The organism is Brevibacillus sp. FW306-2-1A-C05A (assembly GCF_058781555.1).
This window is the reverse complement of sequence record NZ_JBYSWV010000007.1, coordinates 92,412-104,772: the sequence shown is the minus strand read 5'-3', so window position 1 is coordinate 104,772 and position 12,361 is coordinate 92,412. Positions and strand designations below refer to the sequence as shown.

Below are 12,361 nucleotides of genomic sequence, written 5' to 3'. Positions count from 1 at the left end.
TCCCCTTAGCGGCTTCCAGCCAAGCGTCGCTCCAGGTAGCCTACGAGCAAGCTCAACGGAAGTGTCAGAATCAGATAAAAGACTGCGACAAAAATGTAAACGTCAAACGTCACAAACGTATCAGCGGAAATCAGGTCGCCGAAGTACATCAGGTCAAGACCTGCAATGACGCCAAGCACCGAAGAGTTTTTCACCAGGTTGATAAACTGGTTGCCCATCGGCGGGATTACGACTTTGATCGCTTGCGGCAAAATGATGTAGCGCATCGCCTGGTTGTAAGTCAGACCCGAGGAACGGGCTGCTTCCATTTGCCCTTTTGGAATCGCTTGAATCCCGGCGCGAATCGTCTCCGCGATAAACGCTGCCGTATAGACAGTCAGCCCGAGCGTACCAGCGACAAACGGCGCGAGTACAATCCCGAGCGCCGGCAAGCCGACAAAGAACAGGAAGACGACGAGAATCAGCGGGATGTTGCGCACAAACTCGACGTAAGCCGTACCGATCCAGTTGAGCGGGCGAATCGGCGAAATCCGAAAAATGGCGAAAAGCGTCCCTAAAGCCAAGCTCCCGACAAGAGCGAGCAGGCTGGCTTGCACGGTGTTCCAGAAGCCTTCGATAAACATGTCCCAGTGCTCAAACAAGATAGAAAAATCGATCATCTCTGTTGCGATCCCCCTAGTCGTAAGAAAATAAGGGAATGAGCGGCAGAGTGAACCGCTCATCCGTCATGGAGTCGAACCGCTTATTTTTTTGGTTTTTCCCCGATCCATTTTTCATAAATCTTGTCGTACTCGCCGTTTTCCTTCATTTCTTTCAACACGTCGTTCACGGTTTTTACAAACTCGGCGTCGCCTTTGTTGATCGCGATTCCGTATGGCTCTTCGGTGAATGTTTCTTCGGTTACGCGGTAGTTTGGATCTTGCTTCGCCATTCCGTACAGCAGGGCGTTATCGGTAGTCAGCGCGTCACCTTGTCCAGCTTTGAGCGCGGTAAAGGCTTCTGCGTAGTTTTCAAATTCAAGCACTTCTGCATCCGGTGCGCTTTCGCGAATGTTTTTCGCGGAAGTCGAGCCTTTTGCGGTCAGCACTTTCATGCCTTTTTGCAAGTCTTTGATGCTGTTGATCGGGCTGTCCTTTTTCACCAGCAAAGACTGTCCTGCCATGAAGTACACATCGGAGAAGTCTACTTCTTTTTTGCGTTCTTCGGTGATGGTCATCGTCGCGATAATCGCGTCAATCTCCCCGTTTTTCAGCATCGGGATACGCGTTTTGGAGGTAACTTCCTTCAGCTCGATTTTGTTTTCGTCACCGAGCACTTTTTTTGCAATCGCTTTGGCGATGTCGATGTCGAAGCCTTCTACGTTGCCTGTCGACGGATCTTTCAGACCGAACAGGTTCAGGTCGTACTTCACGCCTACGACAAACTTGTCTCTTTCCTTGATTTTTGCCAATGTTCCGGCACCAGCCGCCGCACCATTCGATGCAGAGCCTGCCGCGCCGCCTTCTGTCTTGCCCCCGCCACAGCCTGCGAGTGCGGTTGCGCTCAGCATCAATACAAGACCCATACCTGCGAGTTTTTTCCATACACTTTTCTTCATCTGAATTACCCCTCATCTCTTTTTTATTGTTTTAAGTGAATGTCTAGTGATTCAAAATCCGGCTCAGGAACAGGCGCGCGCGTTCTTCACGCGGATTTTCGAAAAATTCTTGCGGCGTAGCCTCTTCAAGAATCCTGCCCTGGTCCATGAACACGATCCGGTCTGCCACTTCGCGGGCAAAGCCCATTTCGTGGGTGACCACGACCATCGTCATGCCTTCCTTCGCCAGCTTTTTCATGACGTCCAGTACTTCCCCGATCGTCTCGGGATCGAGCGCCGAGGTCGGCTCGTCAAACAGCATGATTTTCGGGCGCATGGCCAGTCCGCGCGCAATCGCTACACGCTGCTGCTGGCCGCCGGAGAGCTGGGTCGGAAATTTTTCCGCCTTCTCCGGAATCCCTACTTTTTCCAGGTAGTAGAGCGCGGTTTCTTCCGCTTCCTTCTGCGATACGCCCAGCACCTTGATCGGCGCCAGCGTGATGTTTTCCAACACGGTTTTGTGCGGATACAGATTGAAGTGCTGGAACACCATGCCGATATTGCGGCGCAGCTTGTTGATGTCGGTGTTTTTGTCGTTTACTTTTACCCCGTCTACCAGCAGCTCTCCGCTTGTAACCGTTTCCAATCTGTTGATACAGCGAACCATCGTACTTTTCCCCGATCCAGACGGGCCAATGACGACGACTACTTCTCCCTGGTTGATATGCAGGTCGATGTTTTTCAGGACGTGGAAGCTCCCGTAATGTTTGTTGACTTGATGAAAACTAATCAACCAGATCCCCCCTTGCTCTCTGTCATAGTTTGTATGGTAAGGACGAACTACCCGAATCTACAGAAAAATACAAAGTATTTTATTTCTCTTTATAATTTTCTAATAATAAAGGCGTAGGACCCGGCTTTTTGGCCGAGCAGACAAACAAAAAACCAGCCGCTTCCTGCCTGTTTGGCACAGAAGACGACTGGCGTCTTTTACAACTGGAAAAGGAACGGCTGCTCCTACTGGCGCAGGCGGTTGACCCAGAAGCCGCCCTTCAAGTTTTTCGGCTCAAAGGAAATGACAAACGCTTTTGGCGCGATCTCATGAATGAGCTGCCACAGCTTTTTCTCGTTGCTGCGCTTGGTCAGCACCTGCATCATGAGGCGGTGCCCGTCCCGGCCTTCCGCCACCCAGGAGGTGACGCCGAAGCCGTGCTCGCGCAGCCGCACAGGAACATCCAGGTCGACGGAATCGACCACTACCTGCAAGGTGACATAGCCCAAGGCCAAATACTCCTCGATTTTGCTGCCGATGTACACACCCATTCCCCAGCCGATACAGTACGCGGCGAGGTTGACCGGATTGTCCAGGTTGTCGAGTACAATCGCGAGTCCTTTCAAATAGACGAATACTTCCACCATCGCCAACAGCGAAGCGAGCACACGATACCCTTTAATCACCATCAGCAGTCGCAACGTGAAAAACGACACGTACAAAATATTGATCCCGATGATGATCCACACAAACTCGAAGCCCATTGCTCCCCTACCCCCACCCGAATCTACTCGGGCCAATATGTTATGTACTCACAATTACTACAATATAATCGATCTGCCAGGCAAAATCCAGACGGAAAAAGGCGCAAAAATCTTCCACCGCAAGCCGTGCTTGCTCGGTCGGAAAGGGCGGCACGAGCAGGCTAGGCGACGTGCGGAACTGCGCAAAATCCCCAGCCGAAGCTGCCGACTGGATACTTGAGCCAGCCTGCAACGGCAGCGTGAATCCTGAATCCGCTCGTGCGGTCGGTTTTTCCCCGCGAGAGGCTGATTAGGCGCGGCTGTGCTCGTACAATTTACCCGCCAGCGCTTCTATCCACTCTTTTTTCGCGAGCAGGTCGAGCATCCGCCCAGGCAGCGCCGCTTCCAGCGATTCCACGACGTACCCGGAGCCTTTGATTTCCGCCTGTTTTTGTATATCGCTCGCGCAGTTCCATGTGCATCGCCCTTTTATTTTTCGGAATAGTCTGTCGTTTTTCGTTCCAGAATAGGCTCGTGCCTACCCTCGCTCACACAAAGCATCTGGCAATCACGTTTTTGCCGACGTGCTGCTCGCCCAATTCATCTGACGCCACTTTTTCATCGCTTTGCGTAAATGTGATGATCTGTGGCAGCACCAGCTTGTACCGATTCTCCATCCCGGTTTCGAGAACGTATTGCCCTTCGTTATCCCATAAAAGAACACCTGCCAAAATTCTGGTCTCCACACAGATCCTCCCCCATCGCGATCCATATTTGAACAGCGTTGCGCTTATGTATGATCGGTTCTGTCTGATGGTGCTCAAAAGACGGGTACGCTGACCCGCCTTTTTTCGCTGCAAACTCTGCTGTTTTATTGCTCTTTTTTCAATCGTGCATCCAGAACGAAGTTGCCGAATGGCAAGAGCGACGCGATAAACGCCCCAATCACCTTGAGAACAGACCATCTGTCTTTAAATGTAACATGCGCCAGTGCCAAAATATAGAGGACAAAAAACAGCCCATGCAGCGAGCCGGCGATTTTTACAGCGGCCGGAAAGTCGAGATAGTACTTTAGCGGCATGGCAATCAAGAGCAATACCAAATACGAGATTCCTTCGATAATGCCGATGACGCGAAAACGTCCGAGTGCGGTATTCATCATGAGCGGATACCATCCTTGCCTGTAATTATCATCATTATAAATGAAAAACTATCAGAATGATGGGAATTGCCCAATGTTCATAATAAATTCAAAACTGGCGGCCCCACGCTTCTTCGCGGATGCGCTCCAACCAGCGCACTTCTGCCTGCAGATGCTCGATCGCCCCGAGCAAAATCGTCCTCGCTCCCCAATCCAGCCGCGCTCGCTGCTGCTCGAGAATCGATTCGAGCAAGGCAGCCTGCCGCTGTACCTCCTCGATGTTTGTAGCAAGCGCCTCTCCCATTTTCGCCGGATCGCCGTGGGAAGCAAAAGTCAGAGCTGCGTAGATCGGGTTTGTCAACTGCATCGGCTTGCGCATTTCCTGCAAAAGCAGCTCCTGGAACTCTGCCTCCCCTTTTTTGGTGATCCGGTACATTGTCTTATCCGGGCGGTTCGACTCGCGAATGACTTGCGTAACCTCGATCATCCCACCCTTTTCCAACTGATTGATCGCATAGTAGAGGGAGCCTTTGGCGTACTTGACGTAGCAGTCGATTCCTCGCGTCTTCACTTGCTGCTGGATTTCATACGGGTGTCGCTCCCCTTCCATCAGCAGCCCTAAAATAAGCAATTTCAGACTCATGACCCTCTCCTCTTACCCGCGTTCCGGGTTTGCTTGCGGTGCGTTTTTGGCCCTGCCGAGCGCACTCTCGTTCCCCATCAGCGCAATACAGATGACGGCGAGAATGGCAGGAACGAGCGCCCACATGAACGTCTGAGCAATCGAGGAAGCGAGAATGTCCGTGATCGTCTCCAGCACAGGAGCCGGGATAGCCGCCCGCGCTTCCGGCGTCAAGATCGCGCGCGGGTCCGTGATCGCCCCGACAGCTCCTTGCCCCGAAAAAGTCGAAGCCATGCCGTTTTCAAACTGGTTGCGCTGCAAGATGCCAAATACGGTAATGCCCAGCGTCATGCCGAGCGAGCGGGAAAAAGAGTTGGTCGAGCTGGCCGAGCCTCTCTGCCGCATGTCGAAGCCGTGAATCGCCGACATCCCCAATACGGAAAAAGAAAAGCCGACGCCAAAGCCAGTCAAAATCATGTACACCGTGACCGTCGAACGAGCCATGTCGGGCGACAATGTACTCAGCAGGAAAATCCCCGGTACGAAAAAGACAGCGGACAACAGCATGATGTTGCGGAAGCTCGTCTTCGTCGTGAGAAACCCGCCCAGTTGGCTGCCGCAGACAGAGGCGAGCATCATCGGCGTCAAAAGCAGGCCGGAGTTGGTCGCAGACCCGCCGTACACCCCTTGGATAAAGATCGGCAAAAAGACGGTCGTAATGATAAAAGCCGCGCCATACAGCAGCGCGACCGCGTTCGTCGTCGCAAACAGCCGCTGCTTGAACATCGCAAACGAAATAATCGGTTCGGACGCTTTCGTTTCCACGAACAAAAAGATGATGAACAAAAGCAAAAAGGCTGCGAGCAGCCCGATGATCTGCACGGAATCCCAGGCGTACTGGTTGCCGCCAAGCTCCAGGGCAAACATCAGACTGACAATCGCTCCGACAAGCGTAATCGCTCCCCACCAGTCGATGCTTTGCTTGCGGTGCTCCAGCGACTCTCTGTAGTACACGCTGATAAACCAGAGCGACAAAGCCCCGATCGGCACGTTGATGTAAAAAATCCAGTGCCAACTGACATACTCCGTAATGTACGCGCCAAGCAGCGGCCCGAACACGCTGGACGTACCGAAAACCGCCCCGAACAGCCCAGTCATTTTCCCGCGTTTTTCCGGCGGAAACACATCAAAAATGATCGTGAAGGCAATCGGCATCAACGCGCCGCCGCCAATCCCCTGAATCGCGCGATAAATGCTCAGCTCGACAATACTGCTCGCCGTCCCGCACAAAATGGAGCCCACTAAAAAAACGATCAGGCCGAAAATATAAAACCGCTTGCGCCCGTACATGTCGGACAGCTTGCCGAAAATCGGCATCCCGGCCATCGTCGCGACCATGTACGCGGACGTCACCCAGACGAATTTGTCCATGCCGCCCATCTCGCCCACAATCGTCCCCATCGCTGTCGCCACAATCGTGTTGTCCATGGACGCGATCAACAGCCCCAGCATGAGCGCTGCGACGACAAAATTTACGTTGCTTTCCTTGGCAATCATTGCCGTTTTCCTCCTAACAGTCAAATCAAACTAATATAGTCTATTATATTCAAATTTGACCATATGTCTGCAAAATATAGGGCAGGAACCGTTTGCTACTGCTGCGAAAAAACACCTTCTCTTCAGAAAAGAGAAGGTGCCTGTACATCTAAAGCTCAGTTTGTTTTCAACACGTCGTGATCGACATAACGCTCGCCGTTCAGCTCGCTGATGACGTTAATCGCGACTTTCGCCCCGTCGCCAGCGGTAATGATCGTATGTACGCTCACGCCTGCGCACGTGCCTGCCGCCCAAATGCCTTCGATGTTCGTTTTTCCTTGTGCGTCAACGTCTACGATCGACTTGATGCGCGGCTCGGTGCCCTCTTTTGTCTTGACGCCAATCTCTTCGGCGAGCGCCACTACCGCGCCTGTCGCCAAAATGACATGCTTCGCTTCGAACGAGCCTTTTTCCGCTGTCTCCACGACCAGCCCTTGCTCGGTTTTCTTCACGTTGGTTACCTGGTCTTCCACCAGCTCGGCCCCGAATTTGGCAGCCTGCTTTTTCCCTGTCTCGATCAGGTCAGGGCCCGAGATTTCCATGATGCCATAGTGGTTTTCCATCCACGCGCGTTTGGTCATGCTCTTGTCGTTGTCAATCAACAACGTCTTTTTCCCCGCCTTCGCGGCAAACAATGCTGCGCTTCCACCCGCTGGGCCTGCTCCAACAATCACGATATCAAACAAAGAAATCTCCCCTTTCCAAAATACGTTACACAACATAATTATATACTTTGTTTTGAAAAAGAAAAGGGTTGGCGGCAGTAAAAACATTCGCGAACTTTGCGGCAGGTAAAAATAGAAAGGACGCGTGTGCCTTTTTTTAAGAAAACGATAGCCTTTGTCACTGGTAGCGTCTTAATCGCTGGGATTGGCTCTGTCACAATGCAATCCAATACCGCCGCACCACATTGCCGTCCGCTTCCGTGAACTCGGATTCCAACACCCCGCCATTGCCGCGAATTGTTTTTTCCGAGCCGGTATTGTCCCGATCGCACACAACCAGTACCCGCTCCAGGCCAAGCTCTCTCGTCTTGTCCAGCGCGAGCGCGAGAATCGCCGTCGCGTAGCCTTTTCGTCTTTCGCTCGGCCGGATGCCGTAGCCGATATGGCCGCCTGCGTTGTACAAATGCTCGTTCAGGCGATGGCGAATGTTGACTACCCCCAAGATTTTGTCCTCGCCGTTCACCAGCCAGTAGGTTGAGTGCGGAACCCAGCCGGCCGGAATACTTTCTTCGCTTCCCTCGCTGGCAAGAAACGCCAGGTAAGCGCCAAAATCGTACGGCTCGCGCCCGGCCACCCAAGGGACAAACGGTTCCCCGCTTTGCTTCCATTCTTCGTAATAAGCCAAATACTCCTGCTGTCGCCGGGCGGAAGGCTTGACCAAAGCGAGCTGCTCTGCCATACTCCCACTGCCTTTCGAATGTGCTGTCAATAATTTCCGTCTATCTTAGCACGCTAAACATGACGGAGCAAGAAAAAGGCGCGAGACAAGCAACCGATCGCTTGACTCACGCCTTTTGGCTTTTTCCCTATAATGCTGCTTAGTATTTGTTGAACATCATGATCCAGATGGAACCTGCGATGATCGTAAACACGATCACGAGACCGAGGATCAATGTCTGTACATTGTAGCGCGGTTTTTCTCCCTCGCGAATGTGCATAAAGAAGAACAGTTGAACAACGAATTGCAAGATGGCCATCACCAAGATCGTGATTACGAGAGCCGTTTTTTCGAGCATCTGGTTCATGACCAGCACCAGCGGGATAATGGTCAGCACAATCGAGAGGACGAAGCCTATGACGTACGACTTCAGCGACCCGTGATCGTGATTGCCATGATTTTGATGTTGTGTCATCTTACATCACCCCCATCAGATAGACGACTGTGAAGAGGAAGATCCACACAACGTCCAGGAAGTGCCAGTACAAGCTCAGGTTGGTGATTTTGCGGCGAGTCACCGCATTGATACCGCGGCGCTTCAACTGCATCATCAGCGCGACCATCCAGAACAGACCGATGGTTACGTGCAACCCGTGCGTTCCAACCAGGGTGAAGAAGGCGGACCAGTAACCGCTAGTCGCGATGGTTGCTCCTTCATGCGCCAAGTGCGTAAACTCGTTGATCTCCAGCACGACGAAGGCCAGACCCAGGACGGCTGTAACCGCCAGCCATCCGATCAGTTCTTTTACTTTTCCTTTGTTCATCGCCAGCACAGCAAGTCCGCTCGTAAAGCTGCTGGTCAACAGGATAAAAGTTGAAGCGATGATCCCAGGCATTTCAAACAGTTCTTTTCCAGTCGGTCCGCCTGCAAAGCTATGCATCATTACTGCATAGGTGGCAAACAGCGTACCGAACAAAATGCAGTCCGTAACAACGAAAATCCAGAAGCCAAGAACCTTTAGTTGCTCATGCTCTTCATGATGGTCGTGGCCATGACTATGGTCGTGATGATTAGCCATCATTACAACACCCTCCCCAGTGAAGCCTCCGTGCGACGCACTTCATCCACCGGTACGTAATAATCCGTATCATATTGGAAGGAGCGTACCCACATGCACACGGCAACTCCGATGAATCCAACTACGGCCATCCATACCCATCCAAAGGTGAATCCAAATCCGATCAAGAACCAGAAGGTCGACATGATAATCGGAATACCAGAGTTCTTCGGCATATGAATCGGTTCCAAATGCGCCGGCTCTTGTTTATACGTGCCATTTGCTTTTGCTTGTTTTGTTGCCCACCAGTCATCCGCTTCTTTCACATGCGGAACGACAGCGAAGTTGTAGAACGGCGCTGGAGATGGAATCGACCACTCCAGGGTACGTGCATCCCATGGGTCCCCTGTCGTATCCCGTTCTCCGTGCTTGATGCTGTAAGCGATTTGCCATACTTGGAAAATGAAGCCGATCCCCATCATGAACGCACCGACAGTCGATACGAGGTTGAGGTCTTCCCAACCGCGATCCCAACCGTATGTGTAGTAACGGCGAGTCATACCCATAAAGCCAAGCGCGTATTGCGGCATGAAGCAAATATAGAAACCGATGTTCCAGAACCAGAAGCCCCAACGTCCCAGCTTCTCATCCAGCTTGAAGCCGAACAGTTTTGGCCACCAGTAGTAAATACCTGCCAGGTAACCGAACACAACCCCACCGATCAACACTTGGTGGAAGTGGGCGATCAGGAAGTAGCTGTTGTGGTACTGGTAGTCTGCCGGAGCTACCGCCAGCATGACACCTGTCGCTCCCCCTACGAGGAAGCAAGGAATGAACGCAATGGTCCACAGCATCGGTTGTTTAAAGGATATCCGACCACGGAACATCGTAAACAGCCAGTTAAACACCTTCACACCGGTCGGAATCGCAATGACCATCGTCGAGATCGCAAAGAAGGCGATAACGCTGGCGCTTGTACCCATTGTGAAGAAGTGGTGAGCCCATGTGAAGAAGGACGCGATCGCAATTGCCATCAAAGCCCACACCATGGATTTGTAACCGAAAATGCGTTTGCGCGAGAATGTCGCCACAACTTCAGAGAAAATACCGAACGCTGGTACAACTACGATGTACACCTCAGGGTGACCCCACATCCAGATGAGGTTCAGGTACATCATCGGGTTACCGCCGCCATCCATCGTGAAGAAGTGCGCACCTGCAAAGCGGTCAAGGAACAAAAGTGCGATGGTGACAGTCAAGATCGGGAAAGCAAAAATAATCATGATGCTGGACGACAGAACAGACCAGCTAAACAGCGGCATTTTGGTAAGCGTCATACCTGGTGCACGCATTTTGAGAATCGTTACGATAAAGTTGATACCTGTTGCCAAACTACCGATACCGGAGATTTGAATTCCCCAGATCCAGAAGTTTTGCCCTGGTCCTGGACTGAAATCATTTTGCGACAATGGCGGATAAGACAGCCAACCTGCGTCCGGGGAACCCCCGATAACGAAAGACAGGTTGAACAGCATCGCCCCAAGGAAAAACAGCCAGAAGCTGAGTGCGTTCAAAAACGGATACGCAACGTCGCGCGCCCCGATTTGCAGCGGAACGACCATGTTGAACAAACCGAACATCATCGGCATCGCCATGAACAAAATCATGATCGTACCGTGAGTGGTAAAGATCGCGTTATAGTGATCGGCATGCAAAAATTCCAGATTCGGGAATGCCAACTGCAGACGCATCAGCAGGGCGTCAACCCCACCGCGGAACAGCATGAGAAGCGATGAAATCAGGTACATGATCCCGATACGTTTATGGTCAACGGTAGTCAGCCATTCACGCCAGAGCCAACCCCATTTTTTATATTTGGTCAGGACAAACACGATCGCGAGCATTGTCAGCACAATCGATACGTCCGCACCGTAAATCAGTGGGTCACCAGTTACGAAGAACGTGGATGCAAATTCTTTAATGTCCTCCCACACGTGGTATTCCTCCTCCCTTTCGCCTAATGTTTCATACTGGAATGATCCATTCCATGCATGTTGCTCATATCAGTCGACTGTTGCGTCTCTTGCGAAGTTTCTTTTGACTTGTCACCTGTCGGAGCAGGCTGTTTTTTCATCACATGGTCCATATCGTGACCATGGCTGTATCGTTGCACAATCTCTTCAAACAAGCCTTCCGGGAATGCAGAGTACAGCTTTTTCTCGGACAATCCTTGTTTTTTCAGCTCGTTGTAATCTTCTTTCGTCATTGCTGGGCTCGTGCCTTTTACTTCTTTGACCCACTGGTCGAACTCTTCTTTCGGCTTCGCTACAACTTTGAACTGCATGTGAGCGAATTTTTCACCGGAGAAGTTGGAGCTGAATCCGGCGTATTCGCCCGGCTCGTCAGCTTGCAAGTACAGCTCGGTCGCCATCCCTGCCATCGCGTAAACCTGGCCGCCAAGCGATGGTACCCAGAAAGAGTTCATTGGCGCTTCCGCAGAAATCTGGAAGTGAACCGGTACGCCAACCGGAATCTCCAGGTGGTTGACCGTCGCAATGTTTTGCTCAGGGTAAGTAAACATCCATTTCCAATCCAACGCGGTCACTTGTACCGTCATTGGAGCTACTTCTTTATTCGGAGACTCTTTCAACACATACGTATCGCGAACGGTAAAGTATCCCAGGATCGCAATGATGACCACCGGAATCCCCCACCAGATTGCTTCGAGGGCCGTGTTGTGTGCCCACTCTGGCTTGTAAGGTGCCTTGTTGTCCGGTTTGTCCCGATATCGATAGACGATAAAAGCGGTAAGCGCAAGAACCGGAACGATGATGACAGCGCACAATATAGTGGAAATAATAATGAGATTGTACTGCGTCTCTGCTACAGGCCCCTTAGGATTCAAGACAAGATACTCACTACCACAGCCTGAAAGCAGGACGGTGGTCAACGCTGCCAAGATCCAAAAGTGGATTTGCCTCAGCATTTTTCCTCCAATCATTCTCCTAATCCCTCCTCTTTCACAAAACAACAAGCATCTAAACTGATGGTGCATCCGCTATTCGCGTTCGCCTCCCCTCTGAGTCTTTCACGCAGAGGATGGAATCCATCTTCGAACAGGACTCAGCAGAGATTTTTTTAACGAAAGTGAACATACCAGATATCCGCATATACATACTAGCAGAGACGCTCAACTTTTGTACTTGTTTTTTCGGACGTTCAATAATTCGTAGCTTTTCTGTGACAAAGTGTTCACGAAGCAGTCACGAGTTGCTCAAATTCTTGTTAGGAATCCCCTCGGATGCACAACCACACCCAAACATGGATATAATATCCAGTTTGATCACCTCCGTTTTGTGCTTTCAATTTAAATAAAAAAAGCCTTCCTCTTGGACAGCTCCAAAAAGAAGGCTACGCCGCGCATTTGCGTAAGCGGTGTTCGGTTTTTCCGCTATTGTTTCCGTTATTTT

At 51.4% G+C, this 12,361-nt stretch carries 14 protein-coding genes; all 14 read right to left on the bottom strand.

The window, feature by feature from the left end:
- Positions 1-5: 5 nt before the first annotated feature.
- On the bottom strand, positions 6-659 hold the full coding sequence (locus AC3WJN_RS07820) for an amino acid ABC transporter permease (RefSeq protein WP_007781739.1): 654 nt from the start codon (positions 657-659) through the stop codon (positions 6-8).
- A gap of 83 nt (positions 660-742) precedes the next feature.
- Positions 743-1,597, bottom strand: a complete 855-nt coding sequence (locus AC3WJN_RS07815) for a transporter substrate-binding domain-containing protein (protein ID WP_005834999.1) — start codon at positions 1,595-1,597, stop codon at positions 743-745.
- 43 nt (positions 1,598-1,640) lie between these two features.
- Positions 1,641-2,369 (bottom strand): amino acid ABC transporter ATP-binding protein, encoded by a 729-nt coding sequence (locus AC3WJN_RS07810; RefSeq protein WP_005835001.1) that lies wholly within the window; start codon positions 2,367-2,369, stop codon positions 1,641-1,643.
- A 224-nt stretch (positions 2,370-2,593) separates the two neighbouring features.
- A complete protein-coding gene (locus AC3WJN_RS07805) occupies positions 2,594-3,112 on the bottom strand; it encodes a DUF2179 domain-containing protein (protein ID WP_005835003.1) in 519 nt (172 codons plus the stop codon).
- 527 nt (positions 3,113-3,639) lie between these two features.
- A complete protein-coding gene (locus tag AC3WJN_RS07800; RefSeq protein WP_005835007.1) occupies positions 3,640-3,837 on the bottom strand; it encodes a hypothetical protein in 198 nt (65 codons plus the stop codon).
- 125 nt (positions 3,838-3,962) lie between these two features.
- On the bottom strand, positions 3,963-4,253 hold the full coding sequence (locus tag AC3WJN_RS07795; protein ID WP_005835010.1) for a DUF3817 domain-containing protein: 291 nt from the start codon (positions 4,251-4,253) through the stop codon (positions 3,963-3,965).
- An 88-nt stretch (positions 4,254-4,341) separates the two neighbouring features.
- A complete protein-coding gene (locus AC3WJN_RS07790; protein ID WP_007781730.1) occupies positions 4,342-4,875 on the bottom strand; it encodes a PadR family transcriptional regulator in 534 nt (177 codons plus the stop codon).
- A 12-nt stretch (positions 4,876-4,887) separates the two neighbouring features.
- Entirely contained in the window at positions 4,888-6,411 is a 1,524-nt protein-coding gene (locus tag AC3WJN_RS07785) for an MDR family MFS transporter (protein WP_005835013.1), read from the bottom strand.
- A 155-nt stretch (positions 6,412-6,566) separates the two neighbouring features.
- On the bottom strand, positions 6,567-7,136 hold the full coding sequence (locus AC3WJN_RS07780; protein WP_007781726.1) for an FAD-dependent oxidoreductase: 570 nt from the start codon (positions 7,134-7,136) through the stop codon (positions 6,567-6,569).
- 193 nt (positions 7,137-7,329) lie between these two features.
- A complete protein-coding gene (locus tag AC3WJN_RS07775) occupies positions 7,330-7,854 on the bottom strand; it encodes a GNAT family N-acetyltransferase (RefSeq protein WP_007781723.1) in 525 nt (174 codons plus the stop codon).
- 139 nt (positions 7,855-7,993) lie between these two features.
- Entirely contained in the window at positions 7,994-8,308 is a 315-nt protein-coding gene (gene cyoD, locus AC3WJN_RS07770; RefSeq protein ID WP_005835019.1) for a cytochrome o ubiquinol oxidase subunit IV, read from the bottom strand.
- 1 nt (position 8,309) lies between these two features.
- Complete coding sequence (gene cyoC / locus AC3WJN_RS07765; RefSeq protein WP_025848022.1) at positions 8,310-8,912, bottom strand: cytochrome o ubiquinol oxidase subunit III; 603 nt, start codon at positions 8,910-8,912, stop codon at positions 8,310-8,312.
- A 2-nt stretch (positions 8,913-8,914) separates the two neighbouring features.
- Positions 8,915-10,885 carry a cbb3-type cytochrome c oxidase subunit I gene (locus AC3WJN_RS07760; RefSeq protein ID WP_005835023.1) on the bottom strand — a complete coding sequence of 657 codons (1,971 nt, stop codon included), beginning with the start codon at positions 10,883-10,885 and terminating at the stop codon, positions 8,915-8,917.
- Between the two features lie 23 nt (positions 10,886-10,908).
- Positions 10,909-11,892, bottom strand: a complete 984-nt coding sequence (gene qoxA, locus AC3WJN_RS07755) for a cytochrome aa3 quinol oxidase subunit II (RefSeq protein WP_005835025.1) — start codon at positions 11,890-11,892, stop codon at positions 10,909-10,911.
- Between the last annotated feature and the right edge of the window lie 469 nt (positions 11,893-12,361).